This is a genomic window from Thiothrix subterranea, assembly GCF_016772315.1.
Lineage (GTDB): Bacteria > Pseudomonadota > Gammaproteobacteria > Thiotrichales > Thiotrichaceae > Thiothrix > Thiothrix subterranea.
In genome coordinates, this window is the sequence record NZ_CP053482.1 from 1017959 (window position 1) to 1042871 (window position 24913).

Sequence of the window (24913 nt, forward strand, 5' to 3'; positions counted from 1 at the left end):
CTGCATACCATTCTTGTATTTACACTGTGCGGACATAATGCCTATAATCAAGAAAACTCAGAGGCAACCCATCATGACAGTAGCAACCTTACCTGACAGCAAAGCGACCCCGCTTAACATCCGCATTCGACAGGAACAGCGTAGCCTGATTGAGCGGGCAGCAGCAGCACTGGATAAAACGGTATCAGATTTTGTGCGCGATGCCGCCTTGCGTGAAGCAACCAATGCCTTGCTAGACAAAACGGTTTTTCATCTAAACGCTGATGCTTGGGCAAAATTCAATGCCGCCCTTGATACGCCACCTGCCAGCAATCCGCGCTTGCAAGACCTGATGTCACGCCAGCCTGTATGGGCGAAATGAGCGTGATACGCCCGCCAGAACCGCTACGGGCGCAGCATGAAGTAGATAACTTCAATTGTGGTGAAGAGGTGCTGGACGAATGGCTGCAACGACGGGCGTTGAAAAATGAAGCATTGGGCGCATCCCGTACCTTTGTGGCCTGTGTCGAGCAGCGCGTGGTTGGGTATTATGCTTTGGCGGCTGGCTCTGTCACGCATTCAATGGTTTCCAGCAAAGTCAGACGCAATATGCCTGAGCCTATACCGGCGATAGTGCTGGCACGTTTGGCTATTGATAAGGACTGGCAAGGGCGAGGTTTGGGCTATTCGCTGTTGCAGGATGCGTTATTACGCTGCCATGCGGCGGCTGGTTACATTGGCGCACGGGTCTTGCTGGTTCATGCACTAACTGATGATGCCAAACGGTTTTACGAGCATTTCGGGTTCAGGGCTTCGCCAATTGATGAACGGATGCTGATGTTGCTACTGAATGAGATTGCCGCGTGATTCACTTTATACACTGGGAGACTCATGGAAACCTTCGGCAAACGCTATCACCCGCCCGGCACACCGCCCGGTACGCTGACCCGGCACAGCACCAGCGACACTACCCACATCCGCCTGTTTGAATACGACGCTGAAAACTTCAGCGAAACCCCTTCCCCCACAGCACAACAATGCCAACACGCGCAACAAAACACCCTAGTCGATTGGCTGGATGTCACTGGCGTGAATGACCCGATTGCTATCCGTGAACTGGGGGAAACTTTCGGGCTACACCCCTTGGCACTGGAAGATATTCTCAATAGCGGACAACGCCCAAAAATCGACTTTCACGAACAACACGCTTTTTTGATCCTCAACCTGCCCCACCTGATTGAGGATGACATTGTATTGGAACAAGTCAGCCTATTCGTCGGCAATGGGCATTTACTGAGTTTTTGCAGCGGCGACGGGGCAGCCTTTGAGCCGATACGTCAACGCTTACGGCAAGGTTTTGGGCGCATTCGTACCCGTGGCGTGGATTACTTGCTGTACGCACTGGTGGATGTGGTAATCGACTCCGCGTTCCCACTGCTAGAAGACATCGGGGAGCAAATTGAGGAACTCGAAGATCGGGTATTGGAAAACCCGGATAAAGCCATACTCCACACCCTGCACCAACTCAAGCGTGACCTCTTGCTATTACGCCGTGCCTTATGGCCGCAACGCGAAGTCATTAGCCGCTTGATTCAACACGACGCAGAATTAGTGAATACCACGATGCGCCCGTATTTCAGCGACTGTTACGACCACGCGGTACAAATCATCGACTTAATCGAAACTTACCGCGAAATGCTCAGCGGCATGTTGGATATTTACCTGTCCAGCCTGAGTAATCGGATGAATGACATTATGCGCGTGCTCACTGTGGTCGGGACGATTTTCATTCCCTTGACTTTCATCGTTGGCGTTTACGGCATGAACTTCCGGGTGATGCCAGAGTTAGAGTGGGAGTATGGCTATTTCGTCATCTGGGGAATTATGCTGGCGCTTGCTATCGGAATGCTGGCGGCATTCAAATGGCGCAAATGGTTGTGACGCTTATTGCGCCCCTTCGGTCAGCAAATCCAGATAATCTTGCAAGGCCAACGCCCGTGTTTTGACCACATCGGCGCGTTTGCCTGCCATCACCGCAATCCACATCGTGCCATCCATTTGCTGGTGGATCGCATTGATTAGCTCGAATTCCTTATCACGCTGCGCCATCCATGCGCGTTGTGCCTGCTTGAGGGCATCCTGCGCCGCTGGCTTGAGTTCACTTTGCAAGGCTTTGTAGACGCGATTGAGTTCCGTATCCCACTCTTTTTCAGCACGGCTGAAACATTCCAACATCCCGGCGGTGGAATCGTTGGTCGTCAGACAACTTTCCGTGGTCAGGTCAATCGTATCTTGAGCCGTTTTCGCTTGCACCGGCAAGGCAACCATTACCGCAACTGCCACCGCTAACACGTATCGCATCGTATCTCTCCCACGCGCATTGCGCTTACATCGACAACACCAGTTTCGCATAAGCATAGACGCACCCCAGCAAAGCTGCCAGCGGAATTCCCGCCGCACCCAACACTAACCACAGTGCCAAACGCCCAAAAGAGGTATCCTGAAACCAAAAGCGCGTTAAGGTGTAAATCGCAATCAGCAATAATTCCAGCAGCGCTGTCCCCATGATCAACACCAGCACCAAATCCACGGTTTCGGTATAACCGCTCAATACCAGCGAACCCACCAAGGTAAACCCGTAGCTAATGAAATAACCCGGTATTAGTAATGACAGCCACCCCAACCAAAACAAGGAACGTTGCCACATAGCATATTGCGGCGTTTCCACTCTAAGCATCGCACACCCCACTCACGCAAAGGATTCAGAACTATCCAAAGCATTTATATAGGCCAAGTTTGCGGAATATGCGGGAAGATCGTTACATCTGGTCGAATTTTACTGACAGAACCCAACCCGCCAGCAACGCCGGTTAGCGGCAAGCACGAGGAATGCGTTGCACTTCAGAGGTTAAATCGACGGCAACACTCCACGCCTGCACCGGGGCATTGCTACCGAATGGCTCGTCATAATCCACCCAAAAAACATCGAGAGAGGCTTGTTGTTCGGTGTATTGCGCGTCATACCCCAAATAACGGATGTATTCGGCGTGGCGTTTCGCTTTATTTAAATTAGTGAAAGAGCCGAGGGAAATGGCATTTTGATACGGCCCTTGCGTGATAATTTGCACATCGCGCACATCATTTTTGGCAATATCTTGCGCGGTTTGTTCCGCTTGCGCGTAATCAGGTGAGGGCGGAATATACACGAAAAAGTTCAGGGTCTGCATCCGACTCTTTTTGCGTATCGCCGCATCCAGCCCAAAAGCACGCACTTTATCCGCCACCAACTTCGCCGCTTTCTCGCTGTTATACGGGCCGATGCTGTAACAACTGCTTTGCGTACCGGCAGTGGCGCTGCTGTACACCACGTCATCCACATCTTGACGCAATTCCAGTGCGGGGATGGTTGGCTCAATCAAAGCCGGGCGAACCTCCTGCGCATCCGGCGATAGCACCGCATTCCAAGTGAACACGGATGCATTCAGCAATAACAGCACAATCAACAACTGGTACATGCTTCCTGCTCCGTAATATAAGCCAAGCCCTGCATCAGCAAATCGGGATGCAATAGATAATCCCCGTGCAGCCATGAGCGTAAATATTCCGCATCACCACCCGTCAAAATTCGCACCACAGGAGTAGACAAGGTTTGCTGCATCCGCGTACAAATGCCTTCAATCGCCCCGATCACCCCGAACAAACAACCGCTGCCAATCGCCCTGCCGGTACTGTCCGCCACAATCGTCGGTTGTTCAAACGACAACGATAACCTGCCTTGCGCCCGTGCAATCAGCGCGTCTGCTGACAATTGCAAACCGGGCAAAATCAAACCACCCAAATGCCGCCCGTCACATTCCAGCGCATCCACCGTGATCGCCGTACCGCAATCAATCACAATACTGGCTTTACCTGCCGCCAAGTGCTGTGCTGCCACCAAACCGACAAAACGGTCTGCACCCAATGCCGCCGCTTGCTGATAGCCATTGCGAATGCCATACGCTCGCGCCACGGAACGCACACTGTGCAGATGAATACCGCGCTGCGCACACGCTTCTTGCACACTGTCCGCAAACAAATGTGTCAATACATGCACCAAGGTAATATGCCCCACGGCGGGATAGGCATCCAACAAATCCAAAAACGCTGCCAACGCAGGACGTTCGCCATAAGCCAGCGCTTGCTGTGCAGAAATGTTTCCACTCGCATCCAGCTCCGACCATTTCAGGCGTGAATTACCTGCATCTACCAGCAAAACCATAACTACATTCCCAATCGCACCGAAACATCCGCCGACGATAGATTTTTTATTAATCCATCATGTAAAGTGATACGCAATTGTCCGCGATTATCGACACCGGATGCAAGCCCTCGCAGGGTTTCAGTGCCGCTGTGCGCCAACACCTCGCGCCCTTGCAATAAATCGCGGTGCTGCCAATCGTGCTGAAATTGCGTCATATCCAAGCGGGGGAAAGCTTTCAAGCGCGGAATCAAGCGCTGTAAGATTGCCACAATCAAGGCATGGCGCTCCACCGGCTCACCACGAATCTGCTGCAAACTCGTCCAAGGCTGGTCGATAGCCGTACCGGATGCTGGCAACATATTCACATTCAAACCAATGCCGATCACCACATCTTCCAGCGAACCGACCGCTTCCAGCAAAATACCACCCAACTTTTTGCCATCATAGTACACATCGTTAGGCCATTTCAGGCCGTGTCCGTGAATTGCACAATCTTCGAGCGCATCGGCGACAGCCAAGCCGGTGACTAAACTCAACAGCGGCAAATGTTCCGGCACGGGTTTGAAACACCAGCGCACCGACAAATACACATTCATCCCAGCGGGGGATTGCCATTCGCGCCCACGGCGACCACGCCCGGCAGTTTGCTGATCAGCCACGCACACATCCCCACAAACACCCTGCTGCAATGCCCAAGCGTTGGTGGATTCCAATTCAGGGAATACGTAAATCTCATCCAATGACCACAGCACCCCGGTGCTGAGTTGACGGCGAATTTCACTGGCACGTAACGGTTCCAATGGCTCCAACGCTTCAGTGCGTGACATGGGCTTCCTCCCGTACATAAATCAATGCCAATAACCAACTGAGTGCCGCAATGCCTGCTGCGGCGTAAAACGTGGGGGCTGCGCCCCAATATTCCCACGCATAACCACTGAACAAACTGCCCATTGCGCCCCCTAATCCATAACTTAGCCCAGAATACAAGGCTTGCCCCCTGCCCTGTAATTTCCCCGGAAATTGATGATGCACCAAATGAATCGCCGCCGCATGAAACAAGCCATAGGTTGCCGCATGAAACAACTGCGACACCATCAGCACCACCACATTATCCGCCCAGGTTCCCAGCACCACCCAACGCAACGCCGTCAGCAGCAACGCCAGCACAAACAACCGGCTTGCCCCAAACCGCCCAATCAGCCGATGCATGACCACAAACAAGCCGACTTCAGCCAGCACCCCCAACGCCCACATCCAGCCGGTAAACTGGCGCGAATAGCCGTGATCTTCCAAATAAATGCTGAAAAACGTGTAATAAGCGCCATGACTCGCCTGTTGCAACGCACACGCCAGCAACAATACCCACACCGCCGGATGCCGCAACACTTCCCGCAACCGACTCGCTGGCAAAGTATGCGCCGCGTGTGGCTTATCCTGCACCAACCAAGTCGCCAACCAAATGCCGACGAACAGCAACAATAGCGCATCCACCACCAACGCCACATTATGCCCCGCCAACACGGACGGCAAACTTGCCACCATCACAATGAAACCCACAGAACCCCACAAACGAATCCGGCTGTAACGCTGAATATCACTGCCCAAATGATTCAGGGTCAACGCCTCGAACTGCGGCAATGACGCATTCCAGAAAAATCCAAAACTCGCCATGACCACCGCCATCCAGCCAAAACTGTGTTGCCAATACACCCCGGTGAAACACACGACTGATAGGAAACTCGCCACACGAATAATTCGCAAGCGCTCCCCCGTATGATCCGCCAACCAGCCCCAAATGAACGGTGCAACAATCTTGGTTGCCATAAACACCGCCATCAATTCACCGATTTGCGCAGGTGAAAATCCGGCAATATTTTTCAGATACACCGTCCAATACGGCACAAACACACCGAGTGCCGCAAAATAGGCGAAGTAGAAAGCCGAAAGCCGCCCATAAGGCGGCTTTACTCCGGGTGAGGGGAATTACTCATCAAGGTGAAGCGGGAATATCCGGCAAATCCGTCGTCACATCCGCATTCTGCCCGCGATGCCGCAACGCATGATCCATCAGCGTAATAGCCAGCATTGCCTCGCAAATCGGGGTAGCACGAATCCCCACGCACGGATCATGGCGACCTTTGGTAATCACTTCCACCGCTTCGCCATCCAAATTCACACTACGCCCCGGCAAACGCATACTGGAAGTCGGTTTGAACGCGGTATGCACAATGATTTCCTGCCCCGACGAAATACCACCCAATACGCCCCCAGAATGATTGCTGAGAAAGCCTTGCATGGTAATTTCATCGCGGTGCTCTGTGCCTTTTTGCGCCACGCAGTCGAAACCCGCACCGATTTCCACACCTTTTGCCGCATTGATCGACATCATCGCGTGCGCAATATCCGCATCCAGCCGGTCGAAAATCGGTTCGCCCCAACCGGGTGGCACGTTGGAGGCGACCGTGGTGATTTTCGCACCGACGGAATTGCCTTCTTTGCGCAAAGCATCCATGTAATCTTCCATCGGCTGCACTTTGCTGGCATCGGGGCAGAAGAAGGGGTTATTGGCGATTTCGTCCCAATCCAAGGTTTCTGCAACGATGGGGCCGAGCTGCGACAAATAGCCGCGAATCACCACGCCGTAACGTTCCAACAACCACTTCTTGGCAATCGACCCGGCAGCAACGCGCATCGCAGTTTCGCGGGCAGACGAACGCCCGCCCCCACGGTAATCGCGGAAGCCGTATTTTTTGTAATACGTGTAATCGGCGTGACCGGGACGGAAACGATCCATAATATCGCCGTAATCCTTAGAACGCTGATCCGTGTTGTGGATGAGCAGCGCAATCGTTGTACCCGTGGTTTTACCCTCGAACACGCCCGATAGGATTTGCACCTCGTCAGCTTCGCGCCGCTGGGTGGTGTGGCGACTTTGCCCTGGCTTACGCCGATCAAGGTCGATTTGAATATCGCTTGCAGTGAGGGCGAGTCCGGGCGGGCAGCCATCCACGATGCAACCGATTGCGGGGCCGTGACTCTCACCGAATGAGGTCACGGAAAACAGTTTTCCAAAAGTATTTCCTGACATGAGTGTGATTGTAGCAGCTATTCAAAAACCCTTGCAGCCCTTTTGTTATTGCGCATTTATCTCCCATTCAGCTTAGCTGTTATAAGATTCATCAAACACATCATAAAAATTATAGTGTCAAACCGACGCAAAAGCCCGAATGGGGGGAGCCGATGTCCCCCCTCTTTTTAACGCGGCTTCACGCAATCACTTCAGAATTCAATCGCTAGGAAAAAAACGTGCGCCTGCTCCCCACAAGCAGCACGCCATTAATAATGATGGGGATTTAAAGATAGCCGGAACTTCTCCGGCTCAATCTTTCTAAGCATACAGACCGTTTCATTTCATGGGGATGGCGTGAAACTCAAGTCAAAAGTCAAAAAATCAATGATTTCGATTCAAAAGGGCAATAACATGGCTGATAACAGCACACACCATTTAGCAGCAGTGGCAACCGGCATCGGTGTCGCAGCGGTATCGTCCATCGTCGCACCACAACTGGGCTGGGAAGTTATCGGCATCGTCACCTTGAGCGGTTACGTCGGCGGTTTACTGCCGGATATTGATGATACGCAATCCACCGGTTTCAAGGTGGTACAACAACTGAGCCGCTTAGCCGCCATCATCGTACCCAGCATTCAATTTGTTTACCGCCCGACGGATTTATTGCTGGCAATCCCGGTTGCGTTATTCATGGTGTCACGCTTTTGGGACGTGTTAAGCCAAATTATGAAACGCGGCGGGCATACACATTCTGCGATTGCGGCGGTGTGTCTCTCGCTGGGCGTGGCGTGGGTTGCTTATTTGACCGTGGGGGCAGCAGCGGCACTTCCGGCATTTTTAGCGTCTAGCACCAGTTATTTGCTGCATTTGTTGCTGGATGATCTCGACAATACCCGCTTTGTGGAAACACAAACAGGAATGCGCCCAGCCTTGACCCCTATCGGACGCGGGCGTGCCGTTGAATTTTACAGCATTCTGGCGATTGGATTTGTCAGCTTTTTTGCGCTGTGGGGTTTCTAAGCCATTACCCGGAAGGCGCAGGTAGAGACGCAAGATTTTGCGTCTCTACCGGAGAAAGGAAAGAAAAAGGGGCAGAATATTCTGCCCCTTTTGTTTTTGACCGATTACGGGTGATGAAACGTTAGCGGGCTTTGCGCCGGTAGCCAAAGGCTACCAACACCATCAGCAAGCTCAGCATCCACAGCGCCCACTCACCCAAGGTTGGGATTTGTGCCGGTGCGCCCATGGAGATACTGGTGCTATCACCGAAATCGTCCGTGCTACCGTTATCCGTTTTGAAATCGGCGTATTCCGGCTTGCCATCGGCATCCAAGTCCCAGCTAGAGCTGGCTTGATTTTCAATGGTTTGCTGATCACCCGCTTTATTCAACACGCTATAGAAACGAATCACCACTTCGTTCAACGCTGCCTGTTCCGTGGCATTGCCCAAGTCTGCGCCGATAGTCCCTTTCCAGAAGACCCGACCGCGTGGGAATTCCGCGCTAGGGGCTTCGTAGCGGCAAATATCGGTGCGTGAAGAACCGCGTGTTTCACAGTAAACACCATCGGGACTGACATGCGCTCCGGCTTGCATCGCCGCGTAGTACGTGCCTGCGGGTACACCGTCGTAGATTTCCACCCCAGCCACACTGTCGCTGCTGCTGTTAATCCACACCATTTGCCACAACATCACCTGTTCGCCGGTGGCGGTTACGGTTTTGGTCGCTGTCGGCGGGTCAAACACAAAGCGCACGTTAACCGAGCTATCACTGCTGGTATCCACCCCACCTGCCAATACCGTGCCGTCTTCCAACGCGGGTTTGGCGGTGACACTGGCTTTATTGACAATACCCGCTGTAATCACATGCTCGTAGTAATAACGCATCCGCGCATTCGCATCCTTGCTTTGCGGCGCCAGCAATGCCGGAATATCACCCAGTGCTTGCAGCTTATCAGCCGTCAGCCCCAACGTGTCATCCAATAAAGCAACCTGTGCCAACCAGTTATCACCCGTGTTAGTAATCTCGAAACAGTACGTCACGTTTTCACGCTTGTCCTTGTCGATGTCCACCAACGTCAGCTCGGTTTTCGCAGCATCCGTACCGCACTTCGCCCCCGCATCATGCCCTTGGTAAGCGGTTTTCAGCAATTGAATCCCGCTATTGAGTGGCGCATCCAAGAAGTCCAAGCCGGTACACGTTGCCGTCCCATTCGGCAAGCGGCATTCGTTAGCGCCATTCACCACATCAACCACCACCGGAATCCGGTTGTCATTCGGCAGCGTAATATCCGCTGTGGACACATAACCCGCCTGATCCACCGCCACGATTACCCAATTACCGGCAAGCACATTGGTGAACACATAACGCCCGGTTTCGTCGGTTAAGACCGCATCCACACGTTCGCCATCATCCGAGTTGCCGTCGCCGTTCGGGTCAGTGAACAACAGGACATTGATGCCCGCCAAACCGTTATCCGGGTCAGCCAAATCACCGTCCTTATCCGTGTCTAACAACACATGCCCACTCAAGCTGCCGTGCGGCTTCGCATCGAGGAACAACGGCTTGGTCGGTACTTGCCCGGATACCAGCGTCACCGGCACGCGGTTATCGTTCGCACCCGCGCTGTCAGCGGTGGATTCGTAATTGAGCGGATCGGATTCCATCACCACGTATTGACCCGGCGGCATACCGTTGAAGGTAAAGCTGCCGCTGCTATCGGTGATCGCGGTTTCCATTGCCACGCCGTCTGTGGGGTCGCCATCGCCATTCGGGTCAGTGAACAAGGTGACATCGACACCCGGCAAACCGTTTTCACCCGCGTCTGCCTGACCATTGTGGTTGCGGTCATCCACGACATTGCCGCTCAGTACCACATACGATGCCGGATCGTGGTCTAGGAAATTGACATCCTGCACCGTGGCATTGCTGGCCACCGTGACTTGCACCTGATCATCGCTGATGACGCTGCCATCGCCTGAACCTGCACTGCTGCCGGTCGACACATAGCCTTGCAGCTGGGTTTCGGTCAGCGTGTAAACACCGGGTGGTACGAGGAACTGGTAGCTGCCATCCGCTGCCGATACCGTGGTCAAACTGATCGGATTGCCGAAGCTATCCGTTCCGCTGAGCGTCACGGTAATATTCGCAATGCCGCCATCCGTTGATTCCACTACGCCGTTTGCCAGCACATCGTTCACCACTTTACCGCTGATAGACGCTGGCAAAATACCCGCATCCAGCGCCATGTTGGTGATACCGGAACTGAACGTCAGCAACGGTGTTGCCCCACTGTTATCCACATCGGAATCACGCTCGGCATTATCCCCCAGCGTTGCGGCGGTAAAGGCGCTGTCCATTGCCACAACCTGCACGCTGTAAGTGCCTGCCGCGACGCTGAACTGATAGTTACCTGCATTATCGGTGGATGTACTGGCAACCTTTTCGCCATCCGCATTCAGCAACAACACCGTGACATTTGCCAGTGGCATTTCACCTTCATCCTGTACGCCGTTCTTATTGGCATCCAGCCAGACATGATCACCCAGTTTCGTCGGTAAAATCCCCGCATCCACGGTTTGATTACCAGCCGCACCCGAACTTACCTGCGCACTGGCTTTCCCCGTTACCGGATCAGCATCAGAATCCAGCGCGTCATCGTCGCCTTGATCGGTCGCTGTCAGCTTCATATCTGCCGCCAGCACGAATTGCACCGTATAAGTTCCCGGTATCACATCACGGAAAGCGTAGAAACCCGAAACATCCGTGGTAGTCAAGGCAACCTCTTTATCGGCGCTGTCCAGCAACTTGACGGTAACGCCAGCGACACCGGGTTCACCGCTGTCTTGCAAACCGTTAGCGTTCAAATCTACCCACACGCGATCACCCAATGTGCCTGCTTGAATACCTGCATCCACGTCTTGCACCCCAGTGCTGGAAGTGACGGTGAATAAGGGTGAACGGCCGGTTTCCACATCCGCATCGGAATCGCGGGTGTCATCCTCACCCTGATTGGCGGCTACCAGCGTCATGCTATTCGGGGTCACGAATTCAAGCTGATAGTCGCCCGGCAATACGCCGCTGAAACTGTAGATACCGTCCACACCCGTGGTAGTCGTTGCGACCAAGTTACCGTCTTTATCCAGTAAATTGACCACAATGCCGACCATACCGGGTTCTGCATACAGACCATCATCAACACCGTTGCTGCTGTTGTGATCGCTCCAAACCCGTCCACTGACGCTGGCAGGCAAGAGACCCGCATCCACATCAGGGTTATGCAAGCCGGATTGCACCAGTGCTGGCATCCGCCCGTTCGCATTCGCATCGCTATCTTGCGCATCATCCGTGCCTGCATCGGTTTGGGTTAGCACGAAGCCATCCAAATTTTCTAACTGCACGAAATACTGCCCCGGTAGCAGGTTATCAAAACGGTAAACACCGTTGACATCGGAAACCACGCGGTAAGGCAATTCGGGATTCAGCGGATTCATGACCGGCTCGCCCGCCTGATTCAGCAAGGCCAAGGTCACATCACGGATGCCCGGCTCGACTGCTTCTTGCTTACCATTGCTGTTCAAGTCCAACCAGAGACGGTCGCCAACGCTACCCAATACGTAGAAACCACCATTCTTGTCCACGGTTTCACCCGATTCCAAGGTGACAGGCAAGCGACGATCAACCAGCACACTGCTATTGATGGCAGGGTCAGTGCCTTGATTAGGCGGTACTGGCACATAACCTGACGGTGGTGACACCACAACCACGTAAGTACCCGGCATCAAACCATCAAAGCCATAAACACCGTCGACACCGGAGTTAGTCGTTCCAACTTGCACGCCATCAGCAGGGTTGCCATCGCCATTCGGGTCAGTAAACAATGCCACCGGCACACTCGCCAACGGTGCTTCACCGCGTGTGAGCAAGCCATCACCGTTGCGGTCTTCCCACAGCGCACCGCTCACCAACGCCGGACGTACCCCAGCATCAACATTGTGGTTATGCTCCCCGGCTGCCAAGGTAACAGTGACCTGACGGCTGAGAATTTCCGGGTCAGAATCCAAGGCTTCATTATCACCTTGATTTGGCAAGGTCAAACGCATCCCCAGTGGCAACTGGTACTCAATGGTGTAAACCCCCGGCACTAGCTTTGCAAACAAGTACTTGCCGGTTGCATCGGTAGCCGTGCTTAGGTTAACGGCATTACCCGCTGTATCCTTACCCGACAACACCACCGTGATCCCCGCCAGCACCGGCTCGCTGCTGTCTTGCAACGAATCGTTGTTCCGATCCAACCACACCCAATCACCCAGCGAACCCTGCATATTGGCGTAAAGCAGGTCTTGATCGACGACCGCCATGCCAGAGAATACCGTGACGGCAATTCGTGCATCCTGACCGCCATCCACATCACCGCTTGGCGCATACGGGCTTGGGTCAGTCGTGGTAATCACATAATCACCCGGCGATACCGCTGCAAAGCTGTATTCACCGTTGTCATTGGTGGTCGTGGTTTGCACGGGCTTGCCATCCAGCAATAAGGTGACAGTGACACCCGGCATACCGGTATCCGCATCATTCAAATCGCCGTCACGGTCAGTATCATCGCGCACCTGACCGGTAATATTCACCGGATAAGTGTCGAGGAAATCATGCCCCGGCTTGTCATCACCCGACGCCAAGGTCACGCTAACCGTGTTGTCGTTTGCACCGTCCACATCAGCGGTGGAAAGCCAACCGTTACGGTCGGTTTCACGCACGCTGTACGTACCCGGTTGCACATTTTCAAACACGTAGACGCCGTTGGTATCGGTCATTTCGGTGGCAACGAGCGTGTCACCCAGCCACAAACTCACGCTAATGCTGGCAATGCCATTTTCCGCATCGCTCAACACGCCGTTACCGTTAGCATCATCGCGCACTTGACCACTCAAACGCGCTGGCATGTAGTCAAGGAAATCATTGTTGGCGGACACTTGCCCACTGTTCACGGTAACGCTGATAGCGTCTTTATCCACCACCGTGCTGCCTTGTGTTCCGGCTTCGCTGCCGGTTGAAACTGCCGTTGATGGATTGGTTTCAGTAACAGTGTACGTACCCGGTGGCACGGCAATGCTGTAATGACCCGCTGTATCCGTGGTTGTTTCCAGTGTTACCGGGTTGCCGAGCACATCCGTTCCGGTAACGGTCACAACCACACCCGACACAGGCGTGTCGTCGTCGTTTTGCACACCGTTCGCATTGCGGTCATCCAACACCGTACCGCTGATGGTGGCAGGCACAATGCCCGCATCCACCGTTTGGTTGCCGACGGTGGAAATCACCGTAACAGCCACTTTACCAGCAGCATCCACATCGGAATCCAGCGCATCATCACTGCCGTTATTGCTGGCGGTAAACTGCGTCCCTTGCGGCAATACAAACTGCACGCTGTAATCACCCGGCAAGACGCCCGTGAAATTGTAGAAGCCGGTCGCATCCGTGGCTTGCGTCGCCACCACATTGCCACTGCCATCCAGCAAATTCACCGTCACGTTGCCAATACCCGCTTCACCCGCGTCTTGCAGACCGTTGTTGTTCTGATCCAGCCAGACGTGATCGCCGAGTTCACCCGGTTGAATACCGGCATCGACATCGGTCACGCTTGTTGATGAATTCAGCACAAAACTGGGGCTACGTCCGCTTGCCACTTGCACATCGGAATCGCGGGTATCATCGTCCCCCTGATCCGGCGTGACGAATACCATCGTGGCAGGCTGCACGGTTTCTACCAAATAGTCACCCGGTAGAATGCCCGTAAAGTTGTACTCACCATCGCCCCCCGTGGTAGTGGTAGCAACCACTGCGCCGGTTTTGGCATCCAGCAAATTCACCCGTACCCCCGGCACACCGGCTTCTTCCGCCGCATCATCGAGGCCATTGGCGTTACGGTCAATCCACACCCGCCCGCTGACAGCGGCTGGCAAAATCCCCGCATCCACACTCGCAATGGTTTGCCCGGAAGCCAACACAACCGGCGCAATCCCGCTGCTATTGGCATCAGAATCAAGGGCATCATCCCCCACCACATCTTGCTGGGTAAAAACAATGCCTTGCGGTGCAACCCATTGGACTTGGTAATTGCCCGGAATCAGCTTATCAAACTGGTAGAAACCGGCTGCATCGGTAGTGGTACTCGCCACCGTTGCACCATTGCTATCCAGCAAGTTCACCGTCATGCCGGTAATTGCAGGTTCATTAGCTTCTTGCAAACCGTTCTGGTTAGCGTCGAGCCACACGTAATCACCGAGGCGACCGCGTTGATAGAAACCGGCATCCACTGCCAGCGTCGCGCCATTGACCAAGCTTACCTTGACGTGACCGTTCGCATCCGCATCGGAATCCGTGTCACCGTTGCCGCCTTGCTTAGCCGGGCTGCGTTCGTAACCGGTCGGCACACTGAACGTGACCAGATAATCAACAGGCAACAATTTGCTGAACAGATACGCGCCCGTGCCATCGGTCAGCACCGCTTTCACCTGCTCATCCGCGTCAGGGCTGCCGTTATTGTTAGCATCGCGGTACAACGCCACCATGACACCCGCCAAACCCGGTTCTTCGGCATCTTGCACACCGTTAGCATTCAAGTCGTGCCATACCTTATCCCCTAAGGCCACCAGCGTTGCATAACCAAAGTCCAAACCACTGGTATTTTGCGAAGGCTTAATCACGGCAAGCGTCTGGTGATCTTTCACCCCATCCGGGTCGCCGGTTTGCTGGGAACCCGCAGGCAAGCTGGCAGGATCAACATTCACGGTATACGTACCCGGCGGCAAATCGGCGGCGCTGTACGCACCTTGCGCGTCGGTCGTCAAGGTCGCAACCGGATTGCCACTGCTATCCAACACCGTGACACTCACGCCCGCCAGCACGGATTCGCCGCCATCACGCACGCCATCACTGTTGGTATCTGTCCACACTACCCCGCTAAGGCTGCCTTTCTGTTTGCTGTCAAGGAAATCATTCCCGGTGCTGTGTTGTGCTGAAGCCAGCGTCACTGCCACACGGTTGTCATTGGTAGCGTCGATGTCAGCCGTGGAACTCCACAATGCCAGATCGGTTTCCACAATCACATAGTTACCCGGTTTCAGATTGGTAAACGAGTATTTACCGTCGCTATCCGTAGCCGTTCTTGCCACTTCCACATCGTCCAGCAGCAGGGTCATGGTGACACCCGGAATACCGGTTTCTGTGTCAGTCAATGCACCGTTGTAATTGGCATCATCGCGGACTTGCCCGGCAATGCTGCCCACCCGGTAGTCGAAGAAGTCATTGCGTTCAGAGGTGCTACCACCTGCGACCGGTGTCATGACTTCATCCATGCCAATCACGGTTGCACCCGCTGTTGAACCGGCTTTGCTGCCACTCGAAACATAATCCGCCGGATTGGTTTCTTTGAGGGTGTATTGACCCGCAGGCACGGTGAAACTGTACAAACCGTTAGCATCCGTAGTGGTGGTTTCGGTGATCTCGACACCGAAAGCGTCTTTGCCGCTCAGCGTCACCGTTACCCCGACAATCACCCGTTCACCCGTGTCTTGCACGCCGTTAGCATTGGCATCGTCGATCACGTAGCCGGAGACCGTTGCTGGGGCTAAACCCAAGTCCAAGGTGGCATCTACCGCAGCGGATGCCAGCGTTACCACCGGTGTCATCAAGGTAGCGGGATCCCCATCGGAATCCGCTGCATCATCGCCGCCTTGATCGACAGTAGTAGCCGCCACACCGGTTGGCAGGCTGAAGCCCACGCGGTATTCGCCCGGCAATACCATGAACTGATACTTGCCATCTTGAGCCGTGGTGGTAGTAATGGCATTGCCGCCCACATCCAACATCGGCTTGCCGTCTTTATCCAGCAAATTGACCACCAAACCGGCAACCACAGGTTCTGCCGCGTCTTGTTTGCCATTACCATTCAGGTCTTGCCAAACGTAATCACCCAGTTTGGCTGGCACAATTCCCGCATCCACGGTTTGGTTGCCGACACCGGATACAATCGTAACTGCAATCTTGCCATCGGTTGCCGGGTCAGAATCAAGCGTGTCATCCAAGCCTTGATTAGCCGTTACCAGCGTCATTCCGGCTGGCACAACGAATTGCACAGTGTAATCGCCCGGCAATACTGCCGCGAAATTATAGAAACCTGTGGCATCGGTGATTTGCGTAGCGACTACCGCGCCATTGCTATCCAGCAAGTTAACGGTAATGTTCGCAATACCCGGCTCACTGCTGTCTTGCAGGTTATTGCCATTGCTATCCAGCCATACCCGATCACCCAAGGCGCCTGGCTCGATTCCCGCATCAATATCACTCACCGTATTGCCGGAAGTGACCGTGAATACCTGGCTCTTGCCATCGGTTGGCGTGACATCACTGTCTTTGCTGTCATCGCCGCCCTGATCTTGCTTAACAAAACCCATATTCGCAGGCTCAATGACTTGCACCTGATAATCACCGGGCAAAACGCCAATGAAGCGGTAAATACCGTCAGCACCGGTGGTCGTGGTTGCCACAACGTTACCCGTGTTGGTGTCAATCAAATTAACCCCAACCCCGACAACGCCTGCTTCCACGCCGTCATCGGTCGCATTCGGCGTATCGTTATCAATCCACACGCGCCCAGTAATGGCGGCTGGGGTAATTCCCGCATCCACCGTGAGCAAGTTCGTGCCGGAAACCAGCGTCGCATTCGCCATACCGCTGCCATCCACATCCGAATCCAGCGCCGTATCACCGCCTTGCAGTGCCGAGGTAAAACTCATTCCCGCTGGGGCAGTGAACTTGACACCGTAAGCCGCCGGTGGCAAATCCGCAAACACATACCGACCATTCGCATCCGTCGTCGTGCTTGCCAATTGCACCCCCGCCGCGTCTAGCAACTGCACTGCCATCCCTGCAATCACGGGTTCAGCGGCATCTTGCACACCGTTGGCATCCGCATCCAGCCACACGTAATCGCCTAACTGACCCAATTGGTAGAAACCTGCATCAATCGTGGCATTCGTCCCCGTTTTCAGACTAACCGCCGCTTGCCCATTAGCATCGGCATCGGAATCTTTCGCGTCATCCGCACCCTGATTCTGCGGGCTGCGTAAATAGCCATTCGGCAGGGTGAAATTCACCAGATAATCCAACGGCAATAAATCATGGAATGCGTAAGCGCCAGTGGCGGGCGTTACAACCGATTGGAGTTGCTCACCCGACTCTGCCAAGCCATTGCCATTGGCATCGAGGTACAAGGTAGCGGTCACGCCCGCCAGCCCCGGTTCACCGGCATCCTGAATACCGTTAGCATTCAAGTCGTGCCATGCAAAATCACCCAAGAAGACATTGCCCACATAACCAAAGTCCAAGCCACTGGTTACTTGCGCAGGCTTCACCTCGGCATTGGTTTGGTGATCCAATAAGCCATCGGGGTCGCCGGTTTGCTGCATTCCTGCGGGCAAGGTGGCGGGGTCAAGTTGTACGCGGTAATCGCCCGGTGGCAAATTCGCCGCCGTATACACGCCGCTACTATCCGTGATCAAGGTCGCCACAACCGTACCGTTGCTATCCAACACTTTAACGGTAACGCTGGGAATACCGGTTTCGGTGGCATCACGCACCCCGTCGGTATTCGTATCGGTCCACACGACTCCGCTGAGACCGCCTTGTTGCTTGGCATCGAGGAAATCATTCCCCGTGCTGGCTTGTGCGGAAGCCAATACCACCGGAATACGGTTGTCATTAGTGCCTTGCGTATCGGCGGTGGATTGCCATTGGGCAAAATCCGTTTCCACCACCGTGTAATTGCCCGGTGTCAACGCATTGAAAAGGTAAGCGCCGCTGCTGTTCGTGGTCGTGGTTGCCACTTCCACCCCATCAGCCGGATTACCGTCACCGTTTGGATCGGTAAACAACGTCACCGTCACACCTGCCATGCCGCTATCCGCATCCGCCAGCTCGCCGTCATAATCCACGTCTTCGCGCACCTGACCGGCAATGCTGCCCAAGCGGTAATCAAGGAAGTTATTGTTTTCTGACGGTGTACCGCCAAGTGCCGGTGTGGTTAATGCATCCGCATCCACCACTGCTGCACCCACCGCATTACCGGGCAGGCTGGCGCTGGAAACGTAATTTGCCGGATTGGTTTCGCTCACCGCATACGTGCCAGGCGCTAATTTATCGAAACGGTAGAAACCATTGGCATCCGTGGTCGTGGTCAATGCCGCGACCGGATTCCCAAACACATCCGTGCCCGTCAGCGTCAGCGTTACCCCGGCAATACCGGTTTCACCCGAATCTTGCGTGCCATTGGCATTGCGGTCTTCGATCACGAAACCTGAAACGCTGGTAATCGCTAAACCGGCATCCAAGGTCAGGTTTTCATCACCCGACACCAAGGTCACGACCGGCGTCATGCCGGTAGCCAAGACAGCATCCGAATCCGCTGCATCATTACCGCCTTGATCCAACGCGCTGAATACCGCACCCGCAGGCAGGTTAAAGCTCACCCGATACGTTCCCGGCAATACGACAAATGCATATTTGCCATTGGCATCGGTAACGGCCGTAACCGGGTTTCCACCCATATCGTTTACCGGATTACCGCTGGCATCGAGCAAGTTAACCGTCATACCAACCACTGGCGGTTCGGTTGCACCTTGTGTGCCGTCCGCATCGCGATCCAGCCATGCAAAATCACCGAGTTTGGCGGGTAGAATCCCCGCATCCACGGTTTGATTGCCGACACCGGACACAATGGTGACCGCAATCTTGCCATCGGCGCTTGGGTCAGAATCAAGGGTGTCATCCGTGCCTTGATTCGCTGTTACCAACGTCATACCGGCTGGCGCAATGAATTGCACCGTGTAAGCGCCCGGCAAGACCGCTGCGAAGTCATAGAAACCGGTCGCATCGGTGGCTTGCGTTGCCACTGCCGCACCACTGCCATCCAGTAAGTTAACGGTAACATTGGCAACGCCCGGTTCACCGCTGTCTTGCAGATTATTGCTATTCAAATCCAACCAAACGCGATCACCCAAGCGCCCCGGTTCGATCCCTGCATCCAAGTCGGTCACGGTATCGCCAGAACTGACGGTGAATACCTGACTTTTGCCGTTTGCCACCTCAACATCACTGTCTTTGGTGTCATCGCCACCCTGATTTTGTGCCACAAAGCCCATATTCGCAGGCTCTAGCACTTGCACCTGATAACTGCCTGGCAACACACCGGTAAAGGTATACAAACCATCTGCCCCCGTGGTGGTGGTTGCCACCACAGCGCCACTGGTCGTATCAATCAAATTGACCGAGACACCGACCACGCCATCTTCCGCGCTGATGCCGTCGTCTTGTGCATTGGGAACATTATTGTCAATCCATACCCGACCGCTTACCGCTGCCGGACGTACCCCAGCATCCAGCGTCAGGTTCTTTTCACCGGATTGCACCACCGCGCTGGTAATACCATCCGTGCCAACATCGCTATCTTGCGCATCGTTAGCACCTTGATTTTGGCTAGTGAACGTCATGCCCGCAGGCAAGCTGAACGTCACGGTGTAATTGCCGGGATACAAATCTTCAAAACCGTACACCCCACTGGCATCGGTGGTTTTGCTGATCGCCGCTAACGCTGCGCCATCCCCGCGTGTACCGCTAAGTGTCACGGTTGTACCCGCCACACCCGGCTCACCCACGTCTTGCATACCGTTGCCGTTGGCATCAAACCACAGCAAATCACCCACGCTCGCCGCCCGGTACAAGCCCGCGTCGAAATCGCGCAGCGTAGCGCCACCGCTCAAGGTAAAGGTCGCGGTACGTCCGGTTAACACATCCGCATCCGAATTTTTGGCTAAATCTGCGCCTTGGCTGGCAGTAACAAACCCGGCAAAACCGTCAGGCTTAGCAAATTCCAGCAAATAATTACCCGGCGTAACATTACTAAACAGATACAAACCACTGGCATCCGTGGTCGTGGTTTTAACCACCGCCGTACCGGTGCTATCCAGCAAACGCGCAGTGACACCGGCAATACCGGGTTCGCCATCATCTTGAATACCGTTACCATTGCGGTCTTCCCACACCCGATCACCGACGCTGGCGAAATTCACGAAACCAAAGTCGGCATCCACATACGCCTGCCCTTCCGCCAAGGTCACGCTGTGCGGATTATTGTCCGTCGTGAGGGTGTAACCCACTAAATCGGCATCCGTTGTATCAATCTTGACTTTGTAATTTCCGGGTTGCAAACCACTGAACAGATAAGCACCATTGGTATCCGTGTCGGTGGTATCCAAGGTATTGCCTGCACTGTCTTGCAACAGAATGGTGACATTGGCAAGGTTGGTGGTTTCGCTGGCATCTTGCACGGCATCGCCGTTGGCATCCAACCACACCCGATCCCCGATACTGGCAGCACGGAACAAGCCCGCATCTACATTCGGGTCATGCACGCCAAAGCCCAAGGTAATCAACGCACTGCGCCCATCGACCGGATTCATGTCGCTGTCGCTGGTGTCATCTGCTCCTTGATCTTTTGCGGATAAGCTATAACCGGCAGGGCGTACCACTTCCACGTAGTAGCTACCGGCCGATAAATTGGTAAATTCATACTTGCCTGCGGAATCAGTACGCAGGTTTTTCAGCTCTACCCCGTCTTTATCCAGCAATTTTACCAGCACATTGGAAAGCCCTTGCTCACCCACGTCTTGCATACCGTTTTGGTTCACATCGTTCCAAACGGTATCGCCAAGGCTGGCAGGTGGTGGCACTAAACCAATGTCCAAGGTCAGGTTGGAGAAATCATCGCCGGTAGGATCGGTAATACTGCCTGCATTATCACCCATTGGTTCATTGCCCGTGGGTACACCACCCGGTGGCGGTGGATTGGCAGACAACGTAATCAAGCCAGTACGGATGCCGGTGGACGTCAACGCGCCCGCTGCATAACCGTGTTGATCCACGGTTTCATTGCCATTGCCTTCTTCTGTTGCGCCATCCGGCACAACCGAGGCTTGCCAGCCGAACAGTTTACCGCTGCTCTGGAATTGTCCCGCCGGAATCTTGATGTAATACTGTCCCGAAGCCAATGGCTCAAACAAGAAGCGCCCTGCCCCCACAACACCCGTGGTGGTAGTTGCCACTTTCTTATCCGCACTGTCATACAAATCCACGGTGATACCATCGGGTGCTGGCGCATCCACACCCACGTCATACAGGCCGTTTTGATTGTTATCGGCAAAGATAAAGTCGCCGATGGAATACGCCGCGACTTGCACTGACACATTGTTGGATGCAAGGAATTGATCGGCTGGTAATGAGGTTGAATCCATCGTGAAACGGTTGACGTACAAGTCGCCAGCCTTATTCGCTAGGCTCGAATTCGGATCAACGGTATCACCTGCTTGCAAGGTAAAGGTGGAAGTCATCCCTTGGCGCGGGTTGCCATCGCGTTCTAGCGCGTAGTTGGAAACAAATTTAACCGCCGTTACGTTATCGAGTGCCGCAGGGCAACCGCCACCGCTGCCAAATTGCGCTTCGGTACACCACTTAGAGGTGTTGGTATCGGGATCGTAATTGATCGTTTCAGGCGCATCCGCCGAGTAATACCATGTCCCCAATTCTGGATTAGGATCAGCAGCCCCTGGCACTGTACCGTTTAACCAAGTAATGGTTGGTACTGTTGTTAAGACCAATTTACCGTGGAAATTAGAAGCTGGAGTCCGGGGCGATTTTGAACTCAACCCATCGCCACCACCGGACATGAACGGGAAAACGTCAATCACGGTAGGTGCATTGATAGAGAACGACGCCGCAAAGTTTGACCAGGAAATGGTATGTACTTGGTCATCGTTCATATCATCCAGCGGCATATCGACTTTCTTCGAGAGCTGGATTGAGCCGGATTGTTCCAAGGTAATCGTGTGATCATCCTGCTGACGTGACGCTGAGAACGACACATTGTCCGCACGGATTGTTGCCCAGTTCACCACGTTACTGTTGTTAGCGGCAAGTGAGTCGGTATCCGTACAGAAAATACGCGGGGGAATTTCTGTATTGGCGGTCACATCTCCCAGATTCCAACTGAGACGTGTATAACCGGGAGCGGCATTACCGTCTTTATCTTTATTGTATTCCACTAAACTGGGGAGCGTGCCACCTGCTTGTGCAAGAGTGCAGGCGGCGTTATAACTTGCCAGCGGTGGCAATACGTCAATAATTTTCACATTGTTGGCAACTGCCGTGCTTTGACGTGATTGCGCAGAGGTATTTAACTTCCACACAATCTGCTTACCTGCCAAGGTCGATGCGGTTTTACCGGATGCCGCAACGGGTGTCAGAGATTCAGAATCAATCCGCAAAGAAACGCGGTTTAAGGTTACACGGTCGCCGTCACACGCGCCTGTTTCTGGCATTGGGTTATAATCACGTGGATTGCCCGGATACCATGTTTGCGCCCACTGGTCAGATTTTACCGCACCAAAGCTGGCTAATACCGTACCGATGGGAATTTGCTCACCGTTATAAGGGCCACCGTTAAAGGTATTACGCGCCTCTAAGGGTATCGCAAAGCGGATGTACTGTCCCGGATCAAGGCTGTCAGCCACAGGGTCTTTAAGACGGACACGCACAATATTAACAGCATCAACACCACTAACAGCACCATCTGAAACTGCGTTAATGTCAGTATGCCAACCACCGGGGGAAACCGCATCATCGCAGCGCACTGCCGCTGATTTTGTCCAATCCCCGTCATAACGCCCACTGGCGAGATCGTAATCTTTCGTGCCATTACCATCACCATCCAATATGTCATCACTGGTCGTATCCGCATGACCATATTCGACCGTGTACTTGGTGGCATCAAAACCTTCACCGGCATACGTCCCGACATAGGCATACACCCCATCCGCAGGCGCACCGATTTTGTCACGAGTAACAGGTTTCTGTGTGGAATTATCAAACGCAGTACAAGCAACCGGGTTAGTTAAATTCACTGAACCGCTATTACCGTAATGCAGCATATTGTGGTAAGTCTGCCCCGGCTCTACTTCGCCATCACCGGAGTGCCAACCGCTCTGTGTCGGCAAATAAGTGTAACTTGCCCCGCTGCCATTTTCCCTGTCAAAAATATAGTCACAGAAGCTACCGGCTGGGAAAATTGGGTAATCCGTTGGCCCCAACAGGTTATTACTGCGGGTATTATCATCCATCAACGCGCCATCAAATCCCGGCTCTTTCAGCGCTCCAAAGTTAGATGTACCTGAAACGCCGTTAGGATCAAACCCTGTCAACGCACTTGACACCTTCACTTGACCATTGTTGTTACTTGGATTGCCATCCTCTGCCTCAATAGTGCGGAATGGAATCCACACTTGCACGCGATGGTTGACCACGTAATAAGGTCCAGCCGTTAAGTCGGCACCACCGTAAACGGTTTTAGTGGGATAGCGATTACCTGAAAGGTCTGCATCCTTAATGGTAAAGCTGTAATCAGACGTAGGGTCAGACGGATTACTGCGTGTATATTCACAAGTTCCTGAATTAATAACTTTGGTATTAAGCGGCTGATCCGCATACATGGTTTCATTACCCCAAACTTCACCGCCCCAACCCGATGGCTGAGGAATACACTGTGTTATGTGGTATTCAAATTCAGGATAAGGTGTCACACCATCGGTATGCACGGCTGTCACAACATTATCAAATGAAAACGGCTGCGTAATGGATTCCACCCCGGTTTTACGGGTTGCTGCCACACGGATCATCATGTACGTGTAATAACCCATTTCCAAACCATAGCCGACATCACGTTTACCCGGATCACGGTTATACAAACCTTGGGTGGAGGAAATGGAATGGATCAAGTCATAGGCTGGAGCTGCTGAAATAAGAATCGGCCCGACAACCGGACTACTCGCTCCCGTTGCATTTTCAACCCCGGCATCATCCTTAGAGTAAAGACGCTGCTCTGAGGTATAACTCGAATTATTGGGTGACTTACCCGAAACCTTCACGAAAACTGAAAAAGATTTCTGCTGACCTTCCGTAAACTCACCTAAGTTACACGTGAGCGTACTTGAACCATCGGCGTTATTCACGATATTAGAAACGGGTGCTGTGCCACCCCCACCTGTTGCCGTACAAACCACCGGAATCCGCTCAAACGCAATAACTGCGCCAGTCTCTGGTTTAATCGTTTGCTCTAATACGACATTTTTTAGGTTTGCCGCGCCTGCATAGTTCTTGGCAACAACTGACCATGAATGCGCCACCACGTCTTGGTTTCGCACCACAAGGTTTCCCTCACCGCAGTCTTCACCCGCCGTTTGGCGATTAGCCGCATCACCAGCACAACCATTGAACACATTGAAAGGTGCAGTACCATCGACCGTACCATCGTTCGGTCCAAATGGCCCTAATTGCAGCAACGGCGTAGCATTTGCCAGTGCGGGAAATAGCAGGAACACGCACAACCACAGCACGCGCCGCCCAAGCAGGGATGGAGAATGAGACATGAGAAACCCCAATTTTTATCGTTTTATCAGCAAGCAAGCATTAATATTTTATATATGCCTGAATAGTGTCCCACACTTTAAAGCGCGT

General features: G+C 53.6%; 11 protein-coding genes and 1 pseudogene. 4 read left to right on the top strand and 8 right to left on the bottom strand.

All coding sequences use genetic code 11. From position 1 onward, the window contains the following. Positions 1 to 73 precede the first annotated feature (73 nt). The 3 genes from HMY34_RS04915 to corA are packed head-to-tail and all read left to right on the top strand — an operon-like array spanning position 74 to position 1920. A complete protein-coding gene (locus HMY34_RS04915; RefSeq protein WP_202718184.1) occupies positions 74 to 361 on the top strand; it encodes a type II toxin-antitoxin system TacA family antitoxin in 288 nt (95 codons plus the stop codon). After that, positions 358 to 846, top strand: a complete 489-nt coding sequence (locus HMY34_RS04920; RefSeq protein WP_202718185.1) for a GNAT family N-acetyltransferase — start codon at positions 358 to 360, stop codon at positions 844 to 846. Before HMY34_RS04915 ends, HMY34_RS04920 begins: the two co-directional genes overlap by 4 nt. A gap of 24 nt (positions 847 to 870) precedes the next feature. After that, on the top strand, positions 871 to 1920 hold the full coding sequence (corA, locus tag HMY34_RS04925; protein WP_202718186.1) for a magnesium/cobalt transporter CorA: 1050 nt from the start codon (positions 871 to 873) through the stop codon (positions 1918 to 1920). Positions 1921 to 1923: 3 nt separating this feature from the next. Here the strand turns inward: corA and HMY34_RS04930 are convergent, their stop codons facing one another. From HMY34_RS04930 to aroC, 7 genes and pseudogenes are all read right to left on the bottom strand, one after another. Continuing rightward, positions 1924 to 2340, bottom strand: a complete 417-nt coding sequence (locus HMY34_RS04930; protein ID WP_202718187.1) for a lysozyme inhibitor LprI family protein — start codon at positions 2338 to 2340, stop codon at positions 1924 to 1926. A gap of 25 nt (positions 2341 to 2365) precedes the next feature. Then, positions 2366 to 2686 (bottom strand): hypothetical protein, encoded by a 321-nt coding sequence (locus HMY34_RS04935; protein WP_202718188.1) that lies wholly within the window; start codon positions 2684 to 2686, stop codon positions 2366 to 2368. A gap of 163 nt (positions 2687 to 2849) precedes the next feature. After that, complete coding sequence (locus HMY34_RS04940) at positions 2850 to 3494, bottom strand: SPOR domain-containing protein (RefSeq protein WP_202718189.1); 645 nt, start codon at positions 3492 to 3494, stop codon at positions 2850 to 2852. Then, a complete protein-coding gene (locus HMY34_RS04945) occupies positions 3479 to 4237 on the bottom strand; it encodes a type III pantothenate kinase (protein ID WP_202718190.1) in 759 nt (252 codons plus the stop codon). The genes HMY34_RS04940 and HMY34_RS04945 overlap by 16 nt, the downstream gene beginning before the upstream one ends. A gap of 2 nt (positions 4238 to 4239) precedes the next feature. Then, positions 4240 to 5046 carry a biotin--[acetyl-CoA-carboxylase] ligase gene (locus HMY34_RS04950; RefSeq protein ID WP_202718191.1) on the bottom strand — a complete coding sequence of 269 codons (807 nt, stop codon included), beginning with the start codon at positions 5044 to 5046 and terminating at the stop codon, positions 4240 to 4242. Further along, positions 5033 to 6160: pseudogene (locus tag HMY34_RS04955) on the bottom strand (MFS transporter); the annotation flags it as partial. The gene HMY34_RS04950 and the pseudogene HMY34_RS04955, both read right to left, overlap by 14 nt. 49 nt (positions 6161 to 6209) lie before the next feature. Next, entirely contained in the window at positions 6210 to 7307 is a 1098-nt protein-coding gene (gene aroC / locus HMY34_RS04960; RefSeq protein WP_202718193.1) for a chorismate synthase, read from the bottom strand. 393 nt (positions 7308 to 7700) lie between these two features. On the opposite strand from aroC, the gene HMY34_RS04965 reads away from it, so the two are divergent. After that, positions 7701 to 8309: a metal-dependent hydrolase gene (locus tag HMY34_RS04965; RefSeq protein WP_202718194.1), complete on the top strand. Its 609-nt coding sequence runs from the start codon at positions 7701 to 7703 to the stop codon at positions 8307 to 8309. A gap of 121 nt (positions 8310 to 8430) precedes the next feature. On the opposite strand, the gene HMY34_RS04970 is transcribed toward HMY34_RS04965, so the two are convergent. Beyond that, positions 8431 to 24825, bottom strand: a complete 16395-nt coding sequence (locus HMY34_RS04970; protein WP_202718195.1) for an IPTL-CTERM sorting domain-containing protein — start codon at positions 24823 to 24825, stop codon at positions 8431 to 8433. Positions 24826 to 24913 lie beyond the last annotated feature (88 nt).